This window comes from Pontibacter vulgaris (assembly GCF_022758145.1).
Classification (GTDB): domain Bacteria; phylum Bacteroidota; class Bacteroidia; order Cytophagales; family Hymenobacteraceae; genus Pontibacter; species Pontibacter vulgaris.
Genome location: NZ_JAJVDH010000003.1, coordinates 281,458 through 299,747, shown reverse-complemented (window position 1 = coordinate 299,747; position 18,290 = coordinate 281,458). Strand labels below are relative to the sequence as shown.

The 18,290-nt window shown below is 41.7% G+C and carries 16 protein-coding genes; 7 read left to right on the top strand and 9 right to left on the bottom strand.

The window, feature by feature from the left end; genetic code table 11:
• Positions 1-121: 121 nt before the first annotated feature.
• The 3 genes from LWP20_RS06675 (at position 122) to LWP20_RS06665 (ending at position 1,961) form a co-directional block, all read left to right on the top strand.
• On the top strand, positions 122-925 hold the full coding sequence (locus LWP20_RS06675) for a hypothetical protein (RefSeq protein WP_242927346.1): 804 nt from the start codon (positions 122-124) through the stop codon (positions 923-925).
• Positions 926-938: 13 nt separating this feature from the next.
• Entirely contained in the window at positions 939-1,322 is a 384-nt protein-coding gene (locus tag LWP20_RS06670; protein ID WP_242927345.1) for a hypothetical protein, read from the top strand.
• A 63-nt stretch (positions 1,323-1,385) separates the two neighbouring features.
• A complete protein-coding gene (locus LWP20_RS06665; protein ID WP_242927344.1) occupies positions 1,386-1,961 on the top strand; it encodes a hypothetical protein in 576 nt (191 codons plus the stop codon).
• 223 nt (positions 1,962-2,184) lie between these two features.
• On the opposite strand, the gene LWP20_RS06660 is transcribed toward LWP20_RS06665, so the two are convergent.
• Positions 2,185-2,412, bottom strand: a complete 228-nt coding sequence (locus tag LWP20_RS06660; protein ID WP_242927343.1) for a helix-turn-helix transcriptional regulator — start codon at positions 2,410-2,412, stop codon at positions 2,185-2,187.
• 130 nt (positions 2,413-2,542) lie between these two features.
• On the opposite strand from LWP20_RS06660, the gene LWP20_RS06655 reads away from it, so the two are divergent.
• Positions 2,543-3,487, top strand: coding sequence for a hypothetical protein (locus tag LWP20_RS06655; protein ID WP_242927342.1), 945 nt, complete (start codon positions 2,543-2,545; stop codon positions 3,485-3,487).
• Positions 3,488-3,967: 480 nt separating this feature from the next.
• Here LWP20_RS06655 and LWP20_RS06650 read toward each other — a convergent pair whose 3' ends face one another.
• From LWP20_RS06650 to LWP20_RS06630, 5 genes are all read right to left on the bottom strand, one after another.
• Positions 3,968-5,539 carry an NFACT RNA binding domain-containing protein gene (locus tag LWP20_RS06650; protein WP_242927341.1) on the bottom strand — a complete coding sequence of 524 codons (1,572 nt, stop codon included), beginning with the start codon at positions 5,537-5,539 and terminating at the stop codon, positions 3,968-3,970.
• Positions 5,540-5,666: 127 nt separating this feature from the next.
• Complete coding sequence (locus tag LWP20_RS06645; RefSeq protein WP_242927340.1) at positions 5,667-6,428, bottom strand: MBL fold metallo-hydrolase; 762 nt, start codon at positions 6,426-6,428, stop codon at positions 5,667-5,669.
• Positions 6,425-6,700, bottom strand: a complete 276-nt coding sequence (locus LWP20_RS06640; protein WP_242927339.1) for a hypothetical protein — start codon at positions 6,698-6,700, stop codon at positions 6,425-6,427. The genes LWP20_RS06645 and LWP20_RS06640 overlap by 4 nt, the downstream gene beginning before the upstream one ends.
• A complete protein-coding gene (locus LWP20_RS06635) occupies positions 6,701-7,081 on the bottom strand; it encodes a response regulator (protein WP_242927338.1) in 381 nt (126 codons plus the stop codon).
• 9 nt (positions 7,082-7,090) lie between these two features.
• On the bottom strand, positions 7,091-12,319 hold the full coding sequence (locus tag LWP20_RS06630; protein ID WP_242927337.1) for a PAS domain S-box protein: 5,229 nt from the start codon (positions 12,317-12,319) through the stop codon (positions 7,091-7,093).
• Between the two features lie 281 nt (positions 12,320-12,600).
• On the opposite strand from LWP20_RS06630, the gene miaA reads away from it, so the two are divergent.
• Positions 12,601-13,524, top strand: coding sequence for a tRNA (adenosine(37)-N6)-dimethylallyltransferase MiaA (gene miaA / locus LWP20_RS06625; RefSeq protein WP_242927336.1), 924 nt, complete (start codon positions 12,601-12,603; stop codon positions 13,522-13,524).
• A 114-nt stretch (positions 13,525-13,638) separates the two neighbouring features.
• Here the strand turns inward: miaA and pfkA are convergent, their stop codons facing one another.
• Complete coding sequence (gene pfkA, locus LWP20_RS06620) at positions 13,639-14,610, bottom strand: 6-phosphofructokinase (protein WP_242927335.1); 972 nt, start codon at positions 14,608-14,610, stop codon at positions 13,639-13,641.
• Between the two features lie 326 nt (positions 14,611-14,936).
• Here pfkA and LWP20_RS06615 point away from each other — a divergent pair, with 326 nt between their 5' ends.
• Together LWP20_RS06615 and LWP20_RS06610 are read left to right on the top strand one after the other, a co-directional pair.
• Positions 14,937-15,365, top strand: coding sequence for a tellurite resistance TerB family protein (locus tag LWP20_RS06615; protein ID WP_242927334.1), 429 nt, complete (start codon positions 14,937-14,939; stop codon positions 15,363-15,365).
• A 13-nt stretch (positions 15,366-15,378) separates the two neighbouring features.
• Positions 15,379-15,723 (top strand): hypothetical protein, encoded by a 345-nt coding sequence (locus tag LWP20_RS06610; RefSeq protein WP_242927333.1) that lies wholly within the window; start codon positions 15,379-15,381, stop codon positions 15,721-15,723.
• Between the two features lie 34 nt (positions 15,724-15,757).
• On the opposite strand, the gene LWP20_RS06605 is transcribed toward LWP20_RS06610, so the two are convergent.
• Both LWP20_RS06605 and LWP20_RS06600 read right to left on the bottom strand, forming a co-directional pair.
• Positions 15,758-16,375 carry a hypothetical protein gene (locus LWP20_RS06605; RefSeq protein ID WP_242927332.1) on the bottom strand — a complete coding sequence of 206 codons (618 nt, stop codon included), beginning with the start codon at positions 16,373-16,375 and terminating at the stop codon, positions 15,758-15,760.
• A gap of 33 nt (positions 16,376-16,408) precedes the next feature.
• A complete protein-coding gene (locus LWP20_RS06600; RefSeq protein ID WP_242927331.1) occupies positions 16,409-18,166 on the bottom strand; it encodes an SLC13 family permease in 1,758 nt (585 codons plus the stop codon).
• Positions 18,167-18,290: the final 124 nt, after the last annotated feature.

Here is an 18,290-nt window from a genome sequence, read left to right as displayed (position 1 = left end):
TTTTACTGTCAAAGAGCTGAATACTAATATATCATTCCTAGAATACACTACTAAATATTGTATTTCCCTAGAAAAGCTTTTTTTATTTATATTGCTTTCTATATATAGTTATAGACAAGTTATGGAAACACAAAAGAAAGCGATAAAGAAAGAAATCATCAATCTTGTAAATGAAGGCAAGATGATTTTTTATCATGAAGCACTAACAAACAATAAGTTATCTAAAACTCAAATCCAAGAACTAAAGGAGTTAGATAACTATAAGAAATTCCTGAAGAATTTTTCATCTCTAAGAAACTCATATCAAGCTTGGTATTCCAAAGCATTATTAGTTGTAAAACAGGTGTTTCCTGACAGAATAGATGAATTTACAAACTACTACAAAAACGAAAAGAGGAAAGATATATCATACAGTTCCTATACTATAAATGATTATCTTCTAAACATAGTAGTGCGAAGAGGGATTGAGTATGTTTTTGATTCATTTTCTGCATTTGCTGCTAAGATGGAAAACCAGCTTGCTATTTTAGAATCAGGTATAGACCGAATTGATAGCATTCTTTCTAACATTGAAGGTATACTTCAAAGTGAATTATTTGATAATGAGCTTGAAGCTTCTAAAGACCTATTAAAGAAAAAGCATATTAGAGCTTCTGGAGTACTTGCAGGTGTGACATTAGAAACACATTTAGGGAAAGTATGCACCAACCATAATTTAAAATTCAAAAAAGCACATCCAACTATTTCAGATTTCAACGAAGAGCTAAAAAAAGAATGCATTATTGATGTTCCAACTTGGAGATTGATACAGCGATTAGGTGATATCCGAAATATGAGCGCACACCCTAAAGAGAGAGAACCTAAAGCAGATGAAATTGAAGATTTGATTAGAGGAACAGAAAAATTAATTGCTGAATTATACTAATTACATCACGATAATGAATATAGACTTCCTCGACAGAGTTCTTTTGTATATGAAGGAACATACTTCATTTTCTGCATCAAGAGAAAGTGTACCAGAATTTAAAGATGAAGATGATGAACTATTAGCTACTGCTTTACAAAAGTTAGAAAAGGATGGTTATGTTTATACTACTACATCTGTTTTTAAATCTGGTAACACTAATACAACATATCACATTTCTTATGATGGACTTTTAGCTTTAGAAAGTTGTCCTAACTCATGGAGAAATAGACCATACAGATGGGGTGTTCAAAAAGAAAAATTAAATGGAATATGGAGTATAACAAAAATTGTAGCAGTTGTTGTGAATGCACTAATAGTTCTTATATTCACTTACCTAACGTACTTTAAAGAATAAATAATATTATTAAACCGTTTTGCTTTGCTAAAAAATAATGTGCTTTTCTTTAAATGTAGACTTTTGAGAAAAGATATAGAATACTTTCACGCCCAAATATTAGCTGAAAAAGATTTCTTAAGTATACTTAGATTAATAAGATACTGCTTGATTCCATTGCAAAACCTGAAAGATAGCTTTGGTGATTTTAATGCCATTTCAAAAGAAGATGTTTCTTTGATTGAAAAGAAAAAGACACTAAATAAAAAGTTAAGCTTTATAAACCATTTGAGAAATAAAATAAGTGGTCACTTAGATGCAAGGTTAATAGAAAAGGCTATTCAGTGGGAACCTACTATTCTATTAGATAAATACATTATTAGAGATGATGATTTTTTTATTAACAAAGGTCTATTAGAAGCAGGTATCAATTCATACTTAGATTCGAAAGACCAACAAATTATTTTTGGGCAGGAAGTAGATTTAATTATAGAACATAATATTCTATTAAACTTCATTTATGATGTTAATACAGAATCAATCACATGGCTTAAAGAATTAGAAGAACACATAATTAAGCATATAGAGATTTATAATTCTAATACTATAATGGATAAATCTACAAATGCGGGATTAACTGATTTTAACTTGAAAAAGTAAACACCAACTTCTTGTGCTGTAATTCCTTAATCCTAGCGTTAGCATCAAATATTGCTTACTTTACTCACTTTTGCTGAATGAGTATGGTCAACTAATAAACAGCTTTAAGCGTTAAATATTTCTTTATTGAAGAAGCCATTTGAGTGTTATAATAATTTAAAGCACTCAAGAATTTTTTGCCTAAGCAGGCTTTTCAAAAGACTCATAAAAGCATTTGTCACAATTAGAATCCTTCAGAAAAGAACTCTTGTAGGGTTATTTGGTGTATCTCAAGTACCTTATATAAGGTTTTAATAGTGGGGTTGGTCTTGCCTGTTTCTAACCTCCAGTACTGCATCCTGGCTATACCATGCTCTAAGGCAAAGTCCTCATAGCTAGTATACCCTTTTGCAATTCTTATTTCTTTTAATCTATTACCTATTCTTACAAGGACTTCCTGCTCTGATATCATGAGCACAAAGTCCTTAGAATACCACTTTTATGTTACCACATATTAGTATACATCATATAAGTCTATTATACTTATATTTACTAATTGTAATATTCGTGATGAATATTCACATACATAACATAGTTAGAAAATGAAAGCATTTAAGATTGTAATAAGCGTAGTATTAGGCTTTTCTGCTATTAGCAGTTTCTTTACTCTTGCTCAAACAGAAAGAGGAGCTGGTCTATTTGGAGTGTTTTTGGGGTGTGCCTTATTACTTGCTTTAGCAGTTCTACTCTTTATGAATGCAATAAGGTCAAAATTTAATAGTAATCATGCGCGTAAATCAAATCTAAGTTCAGTTATCGAAAAGAATAAAGATTATGTAGATACTAAATTACTTTCTGCTTTAAATGGCGAAGGTAAATCAAGTTATTCTGAATCTTTAACTTATAATGGAATCGATAACTCTATATTAACCGATACTAGTTTAGACATTCTTTCCTCTTCAGTTCACGAAGAAGTAATCTTAACTAGGTTAAAAAGAAGATATTGGTATTTACACACCTTTATAACGCTTATAATCAATTCCCCATTAATTGCGGTTATTGGTTATCAATTCTATTTATTCTATAAATATGAGTTTGATTCCAACCTCTGGGACATAAATGCAATTCATGATACTGTTATAGCCGTTAAAGATTTTGCTCCCATGATTCCTTGGGTAAAGTGGGAACCATGGCCTTTCTTTATAGTTTTCGTTTTCCCAGCTTTCTATCCACTTATGACTATAGTTGATTACTCACGAGATTTGAAAAACCAACTATATTTAAAAGGAAATGAATTAATTTACTACTATAGAGGTAAGGATTTCAAAATAAGTAAAGGAGAAATTGAGTATGAGTCTCGATTATCAAAGAACGTAGTACTTACATTGAGCATAAATAAGGAGAAGGAATGCCATCTTTACCTCTCTTCCACAACTGAATTATTAATAGACCAGTATAGTTTTATAAAAGTTCTTAAGCACACTCTTGCGGATTTCAAAAACAGAACATCTTATGGGAAAGCTTATACCAAAGCGATAGCTGTGTAAGAATAACCTGGATTTGAAGAGCCCATCAACTGTGCCTAGTTTAGGCATACTTGTACTTAAATAGAAGTATCTAAAGGTATTATTATCAAAGTCCATTAGATACAAGAGCACTTTTAAAATGACCTAATCAGTGACCCTTAATTGTGAAAGTAGCTAAAGAGCTGTTTGATAGTGTTTAATGGGGTAGGTGAGAATCTCCCCGCGCGCACTTCAAACAAAAGAGGCCAGCTGAAAAGCTGGCCTCTTTTGTTTGAATACCTATCCAAAAATCTTCTATTGTCTTCTCGCGAGGTACAAGCATAGTTTCATAGCTACAGTTTATACTTTGATTGTAAGCAGGCTATACTTTCAGCTACAGCATTAGTCTAATTCGCCGCCTCAGAGGGGTAGGTTTATACTTTGGCAGTAGCCAATTATACTTCGACCGTAGCTGATTCTTCGCTACGGTTTGAAAACGGGAATTGCAATTCTGCTGCGTAGCTATACTTTCTTTTCAAACGGATTTTCAGGCTTTACTAATAACACCTTTTCACGCTCTACAAACACTGCGCCGGCAGGGGCGCTCTTTGGTTTCCGAACGTATTTTTTAGGAGTATAAAGAACAGGGCAAAGCGAGTCGTTTTTGCGTTTAGAATAGTAAGCGGCAAGTTGGGCTGCTTTTTCTAAAACGGTAACAGGTATAGTTTTACCAGCCTGGTGCTTTATTACCACATGCGAGCCCGATACATCTTTGGCATGTAACCACAGATCATCTTTAAAAGTATGGCGTTGGGTGAGCTCGTCGTTGTTTTTGGCGCTCTTACCTACAAGTATCTTAAAGCCTTCTGTTTCGAAAAGTCTGAAAGGGGCTTCCTGCTGTACCTGCTGCCTTGTTGTAAATAAATGCGCGTAGTCACGCAGGTAAGCTTTCAATTCTTTGTAGCCCTTAACTTCTGCCAAAGCCTGCAAGGCATCTTCCAGCAAAATTACTTCTTCCAGTTTTCGCTCTACTTTTTCCTCAAGCTGGCGCACCTCTACGTGTTGGTTTTTAGCTTTCCGGTACAGGCGCTCGGCAAAACGCTGAGGTGTTTCACCGGCTTTAAGTTTAATAAGGCGGTTCTGGTCGGTATAAAAATCGTATAATTCCACTTCATTCGCCCTGGCCGGAATATTTGTCAGGTTTGCCATAATTACATCGGCAGTCTGGGAGTAGGAGCGGTTATACTTTAACTCGTTTAGTTTTGCCTCCGATTGCTCCAGTACAGATTGGGTGCCTGTCAGTTTTTTGGTGAGTTGTTGTTTTGATTGCTCGTACTGCTGGCCAAAACCGGTTTCGGTTAAATAGCTTCGGGTGTAGGCATTTAGTGCCTCAATTGGGGTGCTGAATGTCTGTTGTATATCGCCAAGTGGAAGCAGCGACAGGCGCAATTTCCCGCTGATTTTGGTAATAAAGTATGACTCCGGGTTTTCCAGCTGTTCCAGCACATTCTGAACTATTTCCCATTTTTGTTCCAGCGGCTTTGTACTATAGTGCTGGTCTTCTAAGTATAAAGTTGGCAGGTCGCCGAAAGTAGGGTATAGTTTCTTGAGGTTACCATCAGCAGCCGAAAAGGCGGCAAAGTTCTGGGGCAGTGGGCGGTCCATCTGCATCGGGTCCAGATCCAGGTCACTGCTGAATTTTTTATGGAAAAGATCGATGGCCTCGCCGTGTTGGTAGAGTACAATGTTAGAGCGGTTACCAAAAAGCTTGAAGAGCAGCAACATTCCTCCGGTAAGTTCTATGTAAAAGCTGCGCTCGTTCATGTGTTGCACTATGTTTTCAACTGTCTGGCCAAGCAGTGGCTTTAAAAGCTCTACAGTATTTTTACGAGCCCGTTTAAACTCGCCAGGAAAAGACAATGCCGAAAAGTGGGAGGTAAGCATTGCCCTGATGTAAAACTCCCGGCTCCCGGAAGTAAAGCCAATTATAAGCTCATCTTTGTTCTGGCTAAAGCAAGTTACTACCTGCATGCCTATAAGTATAGGCCGCAGCTGCTGGGTAAGTTGTTTTATAAGGTAGTAATTCTGATGCACTTTTTAAAATTACGAATTACATTTTCTGAAGACACAAAAGGGGGCACAAGTGTAAAGGCCTGCGGTTAAAAAGTTATCTCTGGGATCTGGCCCCTAACTCAGCACCCTGAACTCAGAGCCCGTCAATTTATACTTCTATCTGAAGGCCATCGTAAGCCAGATGTATAAAATCAGGCAGCTGGGTTTCTACCTCGCGGTGCTGCCCCAACAGGTGGCTGATGTGGGTTAGGTAAGCGCGTTCAGGTTGCAGTTCCTGCAACAATTCTATCGCTTCCTGAAATGAAAAATGCGAGATATGCGGCTCCATACGTAGCGCATTCAACACTACCACTTTAGAGCCTTTTATTTTTTCTTTCTCTTCTTCAGCAATAAAATTAGCATCGGTGATGTAGGTGAAATCGCCGATTCTATAGCCAAAAATAGGAAGCTTGTAATGTTTTACCCGGATGGGGGTGAAGAGTACGCCTTCTACTTCGAAAGGAGTTTCGGTGACTGGATAAAGCTCTACGCGGGGAATGCCCGGATATTGCAAACCCGAAAAGATGTAGGCATACTCACGTTTCAGCTGTTCCAGCACACGCTCCTCGCCATAAAGCGGCATGTCTTTATTTTGAGAAAAATTGTAGGCACGTATATCATCGAGGCCGGCGGTGTGGTCTTTATGCTCATGCGTAAACACGAGCGCATCCAGGCGGCGTATACGCTCGCGCAGCACCTGTTGCCTGAAATCTGGGCCCGAATCGATGATGATGCTTTTGTCTTCTACCTGCAGGTGCACGGAAACGCGCAGCCGCTTATCGCGGTAATCGACAGAGCGGCACACTTCACAGGAGCAACCTATAACAGGTACGCCCTGCGAAGTGCCCGTGCCTAAAAATGTTACTTTCAATTGGCCTTTTCTTGGTTACGGATATCGAGGTAGAGCTGCCTGTTCTTATCGCTCAGGCGGCTCTCATCCACAGAAATGGTACGCAGAATGTCGTAAAGGCAATTTATCTTGCCCTCCAGACTAAAATATTTATTTACGACAGCTACCTTCATGTCTTTTAACACACAGTAACCTGCCTTAAAATTGCCCTTTTCGTAGCGCAGCACAAAATCCGACTCCGCAAAAATATCCTCCAGCTTGGTTAAGAAAGGGCGGGTGTACTTTAACTCCATTTACTCCGCCGTATACTGTTTTACGGTTTGTACCAGCATATCGAAATCAAGTGGCTTAGGCAGGTATGCATTAATGCCAGCCTCTTTAAAGTCTTCCATGCTATAGTTGTTGGCGTTACCGGTGACAGCTATGATCGGAATATTGGCAATTTGTTTGTTTTCGCTTTTGCGAATTTCACGGGTGCACTCCATACCACTTTTTACGGGTATGTTCAGGTCCATCAGAATAACATCGATCTTGTTGCTGCCTACTTGTTTCATCACCTCACCGCCATTTTTAGCTGTAAGGATTTTGTAGTTCTGGAGCTCCAGAATTTTTTTCGTCAGGTTCAGGATCACAGAGCTATCTTCTGCGATTAGAATGGTTTTGCTATCTGCCATAAGAATGGATTAAATAATTATTTCTTTGTAAGCTTTACGGTAGTGTTCGTACTGCTCCAGCAATTTGGAGAAATTATCATCAACGCTTTCCAACTTATCTTGTTTAATATCGTGTTCAAGCTGCTTTGCAAGTTCTGCAAGCTGATTGATGCCCAGGGTAAACCCGGTTCCTTTTAGCTGATGCAATGTACTCAAAATACTATTGTAATGTTGTGCCTCGAGTGCTTTTTTGGCTTCATCGAGTAGTTCGGCGGCTTCGAGCTCAAAGTCTTCATACAACTGTCTTGCAAATTCATCGCCGCCAATTAATTTCAGTTGCCCTACAATCTCTTCATCTATAATATTTTGTGCAGGTTCAGGGGCTTCGGTTTCCGTGGCTGGTACATTTTCGGTAGTTTCTGTCTCCTGTTCACCGTACCAGGTTCTTTTTTCCCACTTTGTAATAACAGCATGCAGGTCGGCGCTTTTTACCGGTTTGGATATATAATCATCCATGCCCTGGCTTATAAACTTCACGGCATCATCTTTCATGGAGTAAGCCGTCATGGCAACTATAGGAGGGCAGGCATCAGCCAGTTTCTCTTTTATAATGTTGGTAGCCGTAACACCGTCCATTTCCGGCATCTGGATATCCATGAAGATGATGTTATAGTTTTTGCTGGTAGCACACTCAATGGCTTCAAAACCGTTTGAGGCTATATCTACACGGCATCCTAAACGTTCCAGCAGTTTTTCAGCTACTTTCTGGTTTATCTGGTTATCATCTACAAGCAATACCGATGGGCTGTTTTTCAGGGCCTCTACCTCTGCGTTCAGTAAAGACTGCTGATGGAGCTGTTGTTCTACTTCCTGCTGGTTCGCTTTCCGGAACCTGATGTTAAACCAGAAGGTACTTCCATGCCCCGGTTCCGATTCTACCCCAATTTCGCCTCCAAGCATTTCTGTCAGCTGCCTTGAAATAGATAAGCCCAAGCCTGTTCCGCCAAACGTTTTGGTAGAGGAGTTATCAAGTTGGGTAAAGTCTGTGAACAGCAATTGCTGGTCTTCCGGAGTAATTCCTATACCTGAGTCTTTTACGCGCACGTGCAACATGTACTCCTCATTTTCCAGTGGCGTGCTGCTAACTTTTATACTTACTTCGCCGGCGTTGGTAAATTTAATAGCGTTGGATGTAAGGTTAGAAAGTATCTGCAGGAAACGGGTTTCATCGGTAAGTATATACTGCGGCGTATCTGGCGTAATACTATAGGTGAAGGTAAGGTCTTTCTGCTGAGCGCGGTTACTGAAAAGCGCATGTATCTTATCGAGGGTTTCGTACAGGTCTATGCCGCTTTCGTGCAGCACCAACTTGCCGGCCTGCATTTTAGACAGATCAAGAATATCGTTCAGAATATTCAGCAATGCATCCGATGATTTACGCAGGGTATCGATATACTCGCGCTGTTCGCCATCGGTTACAATCTGGTTCAGCAGGTCGATCATGCCTATGATACCATTCATTGGCGTACGCAGCTCGTGGCTCATGTTAGCCAAAAACTGAGTTTTAACTTCCAGCAAGTTTTCTGCTTCTTCCTTCGCTTTAATAAGGGCTACCTGTGTTCGTTTCAGTTCTGAAACATCGCGTAATACACCTTCTAAAGCAACCGGATTTCCTTCTGTGTCATAAACAAGGCGCGAGTCAACTATAACCGTTTTAATGTTGCCATCCCTGGTAATCATTTCCAACTCAATGTCACGTATACTTCCCTCGTTTAATACACGATTTTTAATAATTTCGCGCGTGGAAGGATGTGCATAAAACTGAGTAACGTTCATGTTAAGTACCTCTTTCTCCTGGTAGCCTAACAGATCGTAAACCGATGGGCTTACAAGTTCTAATGTTCCGTTTAGGTTAGTACGGTAATAAACATCCTGGAAAGATTCGAAGATACGTCGGAATTTCTCTTCATTCTGTATCAGCGCAACTTCAGATCGTTTCTTGTCAGTAATATCAAGTGCGATACCCGATACTTCTTCAAAGGTGCCATCTTCCAGGTAATTCGGGTTCAGGTATACTTCGCGCCATGTTTCCGGGTTATGTAGGTGAACTTCAAAGTGCTGCGGAATACCCTCAAAGGCCTGCTGGTATTTCTCGTTCCAGAAATCAAACCCGTGTTCGTGCACAGTTCTAAAATGATCATCGTCCATGCGCGTAAAGGGCTTCAGTTCTTTGCCACTACGTTGTTGGAATGTGTTTGCAAAATTCTGGTTAAAAGAAGTAAGCTCATAATTCCTGTTAAGCGACCACATGTGGTGCGAACCACTTTCAAATATCGCATTCAGGCGCGCGTTCTGGTTATTTATCTGTTCTTCGTTTCGCTTACGCTCAATGGCAAGGGCAACCTGGTTAGATATAAAGTGCAGAATTTCGATATCGGTGTGTGCATAGGCATCCGGATTCTGATAATCCTGCAGCGTGATGGCACCAATAATGCGGTCGCCTATGGCAAGTGGCGAGCAAAGTATAACTTCGGGCATTTCTCCCTTTACATCCAGGTTCTCTCTTTCGGCCAGCTCCAGCAATTCTTTCTTTTGCATGAAAAGTGGCTTGCCAGTACTGATTATATATTCGGAGAGGCCTTTGGAGAACGAGCGGTAAACTTGTGTTTTGGCAGCTTTGTTAATAAACTGGTCTACCAAATACACAAAATGCAGGTATTTATGATCGTTGTCGCAAAGGGCTATATAAATGTTACGTGTTTCAATAATCTTACTCAGCTCGCGGTGTATGGCGCTGTAAAGCGAGTTTAAGTCTTTACTGCTGATAGCGAGGTTGGCAATACTGTAGTATACTTTCTGCAGGCGTTCTGCTTTTATACGATCGGTAATGTCGTGCAGAATGGCGCGAGTGGCAATAGGGCGGCCATCCTGCCAGCTGCAGGTTATACTTCCGATAAGGTGCACCGGCTTGCCGGCTTTTGTCAGGAAAACAGTTTCTATTTTGTTTACATTTTCGCCTTTATACAAATTGCGAAGCTGGTAAATGAGCTTAGCCTTGTAATAAGGGTGCACTATATCATTCAGAGTCAGGGTTTCAATGTCCTGGTCGGTATAGCCAAGGCGCTCTTTCCAAGCCCTGTTCACAAATATAAATTTATTATCTACCGAGATATTCTGAATAAGGTCATGGGCATTGTCAAATAAGTCCTGCAGGCGTAACTTATTGTCCTTCAGTGCTTCCATGGCAATGCGCTTATCCGTCATGTCTTTTCCGACGCTGGTAACACCAACCAATTCACCGTCAGGGCCATACTCGAACATACAGTTCCATCGCATGGTTTTCAGTTGCCCTGACTTGGATAGTATATCACGTTCGTAATAGGCATTTAGCTGGCGCGTTTTTAAGGACCGATAAAAATCGTGCATGCGGGATGCCCGGTCGTTTGCAGGAACAAGCAGTTCGTAAAAATTCTTTCCTAAAGCTTCTTCAGCAGTATACTCAATGTATTTCAGGAAATATTCGTTGGCATTAACAAGGTTGCCATTTATATCAGTGCTATAGTAAATGATGTTAACCTTTTCCAGGAAATTCCGGAAACGGGCCATCGACTCCTGTGCAATTTCTTCGCGGCGCCGGGCAAGCTGCATCTGTTTGCGCTGCGTAATGTCACGCTTAAATGCCTGGATGTAGTATTCGCCGTCAATAAGTACGCGGTTTACATTTATTTCAGCATCGAACAGGGAGCCATCTTTGCGGCGGTTTTTCCACTCAAACGTCATGGGCTCGCCCGTTTCAATTACATGGCGCATAATCCTTTCGGTTTTTTCCGATGATAGCTGCCCATCCGGTTGGTATTCGGGCGAATAATTTACCGGAGAGCGGCCAACAAGATCTTCACGCCTGCATCTGAAAAACTGGGTCGCTTTTTCATTACAATCTACTACGATGCCATCTTTAAATAAAAGTATGGCATCGTAGGAGTTTTCGAAAAGCATTTTATACTTGTCTTCGGTATTAGACAGCTGCTGCATGAGCTCATGGCGCTCAATATAATTGCTGATGGCGCCTCCAATAAAATCAAGCAAGGACAGGAATGATTGTGTGATCTTGGTTTCGGAGTTAGACCAGACAAGTATAAAAGCAATGGGATTGCCTGAGGAATGGACCGGTACGACTTCCAGCTTGCATGGCATGTGCTGCCCAAACATATTGCATAACTCGGCATTTGCCCTACGCTTATCTGCCGTTTGCAACTGCTTTATAAGTGTTTGTTGCAGGTGTAATTCTGCTGGCAGGGCTGCTGCATCTACATCACCGGCTGAGTAAGCTAAGGTTGCTTTTTCTTCGTGAGGTAAGTAAGTATAAACGCATCCGCCGGTAATTTCGCTTTTAGCCAGTAGTTCATCCAAAGTATGATTCAGTACCTCCGTTTTGCTGTCAGAGGTTGAAAGGTTTGTAATCAGGTGGTTTACAAATTCCAGCTGATGATTTCTGAAATGCACTTTCTGCTCTGCGCCCGCAGCTTCATACAGATTCCTGGCCGATCCGAAAATAGCTTCATGCCCGTTAAAAGTGCCAGGCTGTAGCGAAATTTCTACGGGTAAAAGTTCTTGGGTTTTCTCTCGCAACCACCACTCAAATTTCTGAGGATTACCGGTAAGGGCCTGTTGTAACTGACCTTTAAGCGCAACCCGCTCAAATAGGTTAAGGCCAAAGTTTCGTAAAATACTTTTGCCAACCAGGTTTTCCTTTTGCTGATCTACCAGGTTAAGGGCGCTTCGGTTTAAATCTATAAAATAGCCTTCGCCGTCAAGTATAAAAAGCGGTTCGGTGCTGTTCTCAAATACGCTATGGTAACTATCGCCATCAAAAGGCAACATACCAGGAGTTAGTTTGGGGGCTGTTAGCTCAACATATACAAACGTATTGTCCTGGAATTTTACCTGGCGCAGGGTATAGTAGTAATGTGTGTACCTGCCGGCGCTGGTGGCATCGGCTGTATAGGATTGGTTTTCCTGTAGTTGTTTTAAAATCAGTTCCAGGTTTATGCCCAAGAGCTGGCTTAGTTTCTGATCCTGTGATGGGGAGCCTTCCGGGAAATAATCTGCTGATAATAAATTTGAAGCCAGAACCTCTCCGGATGGCAACGCGATAAGCAGGCCGGTATTCGGTTTTGCAAATTGTTCCAGTAGTTGCAGCAGCATGTCTGCCTGCTGTTTGTACTGGTTAGCTGAGTTCCTTTTAGGTATATATGGCATTACGATTGAAGTCTAAGATACTTGTAAACAGCGCTTGTACTTAAGCCGCGTCCCCACGCAAATTTTACAATTAAAGCCATAATTTAGCAAAAAATTAGCTGCATTGCTTTATGGTTACCGGTTTAACAATAAAACGGATGTATTTGTGCTATTGCATCCAAACTTAATTCGGTGTGGTACGGGTTTAAAGTACAGCTCAGGCAATCAATGGTTACGCTAATATTTCAGGTATAGATTTATTGTTTAAAAATTACAGGAGTAAGCTGCGAGGTATTAAAAGCATGGAAAATTTACAATCAGATAAGTACCTGGTAGTGGTGGTAGGGCCAACGGCAGTAGGTAAAACCGATCTGTGTGTGCAGTTGGCCAGGCATTATCACACCGAAATTATTTCAGCTGATTCGAGGCAATTTTTCAGGGAGATGAGCATTGGAACTGCAAAACCCAGTGCAGAAGAACAGCAAGGTATAAAACACCATTTTGTAGATTCCCATACTATAACAGAAGAGTATAATGTAGGCGCCTACGAGCAGGATGTATTACAGCTGCTGCAGGAATTATTTAAAGAAAAGAATGTGGTTATACTTACCGGCGGTTCCGGTTTATATGTGCGGGCGGTTTGCGAAGGAATGGATGAGATGCCCGAAACAGACCCGGCAATAAGAGAGGAGCTTACACAAGAATTTGCCGAAAAAGGCCTGCAACCTTTACTAGAACAATTGCAACAGCTCGACCCTGTATACTATGCCCAGGTAGACCAGGCCAATCCGCAACGGGTGATCAGGGCGCTGGAAGTATGCCTTTCAAGTGGGCAACCATACTCATCCTTCCGGAAAAGCGAAGCGCAGGAGCGACCGTTCAATATCATAAAAATAGGGCTTAACAGAGACCGTGAAGAACTCTACCAGCGCATAGACCAACGCATGGATTTGATGCTGCAACAAGGCCTGCTGCAAGAGGTTAAAGCGCTGTATCCGTACCGCCATCATAATGCCCTGCAAACTGTGGGCTACAAAGAAATTTTCGATTTCCTTGAAGGCAAGTATGATTGGGAGGAGGCAGTACGCCTGCTAAAGCGAAACAGCCGCCGCTATGCCAAACGCCAGCTCACGTGGTTTCATAAATTCCCGGATTATACCTGGTTTAACCCGGCGCAGTGGCAGGAGTTGTTAGCGTTTCTGGATGAACAGATGAAAGCAAAATAATGTCAAATTCAGGAATTTAGCCTGAAGCGGTTAGGAAGGGGCTGGCTTAAAAGGCGAAGGGCCATCCAAAGTATAAACATACTTCGGATGGCCCTTAATTATTTCGTTCTATACTTAAGAAGACAGAATTTTTACCATTTCGGTAAAGCGCGGGCTAATGTACTTTTGCTTCGTAATGGTTTCAGAAAACGGTGTATATACTAATTCTGAGTTTACAATACCAGCCATTTCGCAGGTGCGGCCTTGCATTAAGCCTTCTACGCAGGCAATACCCAGGCGGCTTGCCAGCAAGCGGTCGGCGGCGGTTGGTGCACCACCACGCTGTACGTGGCCCAGAATAGTAACACGGGCATCCATCTGCGGAATCTCATTCTGCACTTTGGCTGCTATTTCTACGGCGCTACCTTCTTCATCGCCTTCGGCCACAATTACGATAAACGATGTTTTAGAACGGGCCCAGCCTTGCTTCAAAGCATCAATTACATTGGAGATAGAAGTTTTGGTCTCCGGTATCATCACAATTTCGGCACCACCACCAATAGCGCAAGGTATAGCAATGTAACCGGAGTCGCGGCCCATTACTTCTACAAAAAATACGCGTTCGTGGCTATCCGCTGTATCCCGGATTTTATCTATCGCATCAAGGGCTGTATTTACTGCTGTGTCGTAACCAATAGTATAATCGGTGCCATACAGGTCATTATCTATGGTACCGGGAGCGCCAAGTATAGGAATGCCAAACTCTTCGTGAAAAATGTTTGCACCTGTAAACGTGCCGTCTCCGCCTATGGCTACCAACCCTTCAATGCCGTTTTTCTTTAATTGGTCGTAAGCTGCCTGGCGTCCTTCTTTCGTTAAAAACTCTTTGCTGCGCGCAGACTTAAGAATGGTGCCTCCTTTTTGAATAATGTTGCTGACAGAAGAAGATTCAAGTTTAATGATCTCCCCTTTTATCATGCCATTATACCCTCTTTTTATGCCATATACTTCTATGTTATTATAAACGGCGCTGCGCACAACCGCTCTGATGCAAGCGTTCATGCCTGGCGAGTCGCCGCCGGAAGTAAAGACTCCAATTTTCTTCATACAGGAGTGATTATGTAATATGTTAAGCTACAAAAATAATGTATTAAATTTTACTCTGGCAAAAATGATAGCAAGAGATATATAAAAATCCTGGCATGTACATACTTTGCTGTGTATTGCAATAGTAAAAAAAAGGCAGGAAAGCATAGCTCTTAAATAGCAAAAACCGTATGTAAAGCTGCATAGCTGGGCCTGCATAAAAGTCGGCGAATTTAAAAGCTATGTTTTATGCATAGAATACCGGGAAAAAGTATAATTTACACCTGTAAACTCTACGCTGTACTACCGCGAACCAATTAAAGAATTATCTTAAAGAGAGGCAATGTATGTTTAGTTTTTTTGAGAGCGAAGAAACAAAAAAATTAAAAAGCCATATCACCACACTGGGGGCATTGGCAAAAATTGACGGCCACGTGGACCCCAATGAAATGAATTTTATTATCTCGATTGGTAAACGCCATGGCATGAAGCCCTCTGAAGTACGCAATCTGCTATCCAATACCGGCAAAACAGAATTAAAACTGCCATCCAACGATTCGGAGCGGTTTGACCAGATTTATGATTTGGTGGAAATGATGCTGGCCGATGGTATTGTAGATGATAATGAGATGAATTTTTGTATCAACATGGCTGTCAGGCTGGGGTTTAATAAAACAATAGTTGGCCTGCTGGTGCGCAAAATATCTATAGGTGTTAAAGATGGCCATACCCGCGAGTATATTAAACAGGAAGCCCAGACATACTTAAACTCTTAGGCAGGCCTTTTATATGCGCAAAGTTCGGGTGCTGAATAGCTTCGTGATTACATTGTATGGTAGCCTGCTGGTTTTACTGGCTTTATGGTTTCTGGTGCATGATATACCGGTAATGCACGAACTTAGCAGTAACCTGCCCATGACTTTTATTTTCAGGTTTATGTTGTTCTGGTTTGCCAGTTTTTTGCTGGCAGTGGCGGTATTTCTGCTTAACCTAAATGTTAATTATATTCGCATTACAACCGTTGATAAAGTTTATGCTACCAGGCTGTGCAGGCTTATTTTAAGTTCGGGTCTGGTGGTAGCGATAGCATTAGGCGTAATTTTATACTTCCTTCCTTTATTTTTGGCAGAGTAAGTCCGGTTTATACTTTAGCAGCTCGCACTTATACTTACTCCTCTACCTGGTATGCTTTAAAATTTCCGTTCTCAAATACATATACTTTGGCCGCATTACCTTTACCAGCGGCAGGGGCATCATGTACTGTTATAGTTTGAGTTGCTTTCTCCGGATTAAAGATGCTGGAGCCGGCTTCTAACAGATGTAAATTGTATGGGCTTTTTAATTCTCCACGTTCTTTAATCAGGTTTTCCTTATCCAGCTCATATAATTGCCACTCTTCAGGTGTTTGCAAAAATGCCAGTGCAACTACGCTATTTTTATACTTTATCTGCAGTGCATAATCCAGTAATGTATCGCCGTTAAAATCGCCTTGAACTATAAGTGGCCCTTGTTCGTGTTCATTAGCGCTGGTTAAGGCATTTTTAGCTAAAACAGGTTCTTCCCAAGAAGGGTATTCTTTTTCGAGCATCTGCATCACAGCCTGTGGTATAGCTGTTTCAGGGCTGCTAAAAGTTTGTTGCGTTGCTGTTCCGTCTAAAGTGGTATTGGCCAGCGAATCTAACGCTTCAGCAGCTTGCGCAGGCTTAGCCTGCTCCATTGTAACATCTTCGTTTTTAGGAGAGCAGCTGAAAAGTATTGCCAACAAGGCTACAATATTCCGTTTCATAGTATACTGATGTACTCAGGTATACGACTGCAGTTACATAGGCCAGATGATAGGCACCATTATAAGTATAACTATAACCAGCAGAAACGTTAGGGGGGCGCCTATTTTTATAAAATCGGAGAAGCGGTATTTGCCAGGGCTGTAAACAAGGATGCAGGAAGGCTCGAAAGGCGTAACCAGCGAAACAGATGCGGCCAGCATGATGGCAATGGCAAAGCTTCTGGGGTCGGCGCCCATTTCGGTGGCCGTGCGCAACGCAACCGGTACTATAACCAAAGCCGCCGCCGCATTAGACATAGGTTGGGTAAGTAACACCGTAAGTATAACAAAGCCAGCTAATATACCAATTTTTCCAAGTCCGCCCATCAGATCTACAATGCCGTGCGCCAGGTAATCGGCTGCGCCGGAGTTTTCCATGGCAGTGCCAAAAGCTGTCATACCACCAATAAGTATAAGCAGGCGCCAGTCTATAGCACCATAGGCTTTTTCTGTATTAATGCAGCGTAGTAAAATAGTGGCAATGGCCGCCAGCAAAAAAGCTATGGATAAAGGCAGAACACCTGTAGTACCGGCAACTATAGCCGCAATAAAGCAGGACATGGTAAGTATACCTTTTCGCTTTTTAAACAGCAATGGCTCAAATTCGTCAAGTACAGCAACGTTTGGCGAGGTGCGCAACTGTTCAAGTCGTTCCGAAGATCCCTGCACAAGGAGAAGATCGCCGAGTTGTAGGCGTATACTTCCTATTTTGGTGCGCAACGTTTCGCCGTGGCGCGATACTGCAATAACCACCAAACCATAACGTTGCAGAAAATTTACTTCTTTAATCGTACGGTGTATCAGGTTGGATTGTCGGGTAATAAGGAGTTCGGCGAGTCTTATGCCATCAGTAACTAGGTCTTTCTCTACAATTACATCGGCCATAATCTCAATGCCTTTCGTTTCCTTTACCTTCATCAGGTTATCCAGGTCGCCTTCAACCAGTAATACATCTTTAGCGGCAATGCGGGTCCTGAAATCAGGCAGGAAGTTATCTTTACCTCTAATAATATTAAGCAAACGGAAATTAAGCGTTGTAAGGTCTGATGCGAATGCCAGCTGCCCGACTAACGGTGAATCAGGCATCACCACAATCTCGGTAAGGTATTTCTGCAGTTTGTATTCTTCTGTAAGTTGCTGATCATCATGGCTGGGTAAAAACCGTTGGCCGATTGTCATCATATACACAATACCAACTATAAAAATAATAAACCCAATACCCGAGATTTCAAAAAGACCGACAGGGGGCAGGCCCACCTTTGCAATATAGCCACTCACGGCTACGTTTGTAGATGTACCGATAAGCGTACAGGTACCCCCCAGTATAGATGCATAAGCTAGCGGCATCAGTAACTTGGAGGGGCTTTTGTTAATGCGTTTCGATAAACTGATAAGCGGCGTTAAGAACATGGCCGTAACAGTGGTGTTATTCATAAACGCTGATACAGTGCCTGTTATAAGCATCACCAACAGCAACATGAGGTTGGAGCTGTGCCGGGCCAGCCGCACCAGCCTGATGACAACAAAGTCAAGTATACCGGTTTCGTCGAGGGCGGCACTAAGTATAAAAATAGAAGCGATAATGATGATAAAATCGCTGCTGAAGCCTGCAAATGCCTCATCAGGTGTAATAATGCGCAAAGAAGTCAGGATGATGAGCATGATAAGCGTCACCATCTCTACGCCGAGCTTTTCGGTGGCGAAAAGCACCACCGCAATCAGCAGCAAGATCAGCACAATGGCTATTTCCATAAAAGCATAGCAAATTAGCAAGCTATACTTGGGTAGTATAGTTTGGGGCTTTTACGCAGGGTGGCTGTGTGCGATTACAGTTTTGGCTATTTTTCTGCAGTTGGGTAAGATAAATTTTTGGTGA

Excerpts from the sequence above, each read along its gene's own strand:
- LWP20_RS06635 (WP_242927338.1), bottom strand. The coding sequence starts at position 7,081 with ATGGCAGATAGCAAAACCATTCTAATCGCAGAAGATAGCTCTGTGATC.
- LWP20_RS06655 (WP_242927342.1), top strand. The coding sequence starts at position 2,543 with ATGAAAGCATTTAAGATTGTAATAAGCGTAGTATTAGGCTTTTCTGCT.
- LWP20_RS06670 (WP_242927345.1), top strand. The coding sequence starts at position 939 with ATGAATATAGACTTCCTCGACAGAGTTCTTTTGTATATGAAGGAACAT.
- pfkA (WP_242927335.1), bottom strand. The coding sequence starts at position 14,610 with ATGAAGAAAATTGGAGTCTTTACTTCCGGCGGCGACTCGCCAGGCATG.
- LWP20_RS06640 (WP_242927339.1), bottom strand. The coding sequence starts at position 6,700 with ATGGAGTTAAAGTACACCCGCCCTTTCTTAACCAAGCTGGAGGATATT.
- LWP20_RS06660 (WP_242927343.1), bottom strand. The coding sequence starts at position 2,412 with ATGATATCAGAGCAGGAAGTCCTTGTAAGAATAGGTAATAGATTAAAA.
- LWP20_RS06610 (WP_242927333.1), top strand. The coding sequence starts at position 15,379 with ATGCGCAAAGTTCGGGTGCTGAATAGCTTCGTGATTACATTGTATGGT.
- miaA (WP_242927336.1), top strand. The coding sequence starts at position 12,601 with ATGGAAAATTTACAATCAGATAAGTACCTGGTAGTGGTGGTAGGGCCA.
- LWP20_RS06630 (WP_242927337.1), bottom strand. The coding sequence starts at position 12,319 with ATGCCATATATACCTAAAAGGAACTCAGCTAACCAGTACAAACAGCAG.
- LWP20_RS06600 (WP_242927331.1), bottom strand. The coding sequence starts at position 18,166 with ATGGAAATAGCCATTGTGCTGATCTTGCTGCTGATTGCGGTGGTGCTT.
- LWP20_RS06605 (WP_242927332.1), bottom strand. The coding sequence starts at position 16,375 with ATGAAACGGAATATTGTAGCCTTGTTGGCAATACTTTTCAGCTGCTCT.
- LWP20_RS06615 (WP_242927334.1), top strand. The coding sequence starts at position 14,937 with ATGTTTAGTTTTTTTGAGAGCGAAGAAACAAAAAAATTAAAAAGCCAT.
- LWP20_RS06675 (WP_242927346.1), top strand. The coding sequence starts at position 122 with ATGGAAACACAAAAGAAAGCGATAAAGAAAGAAATCATCAATCTTGTA.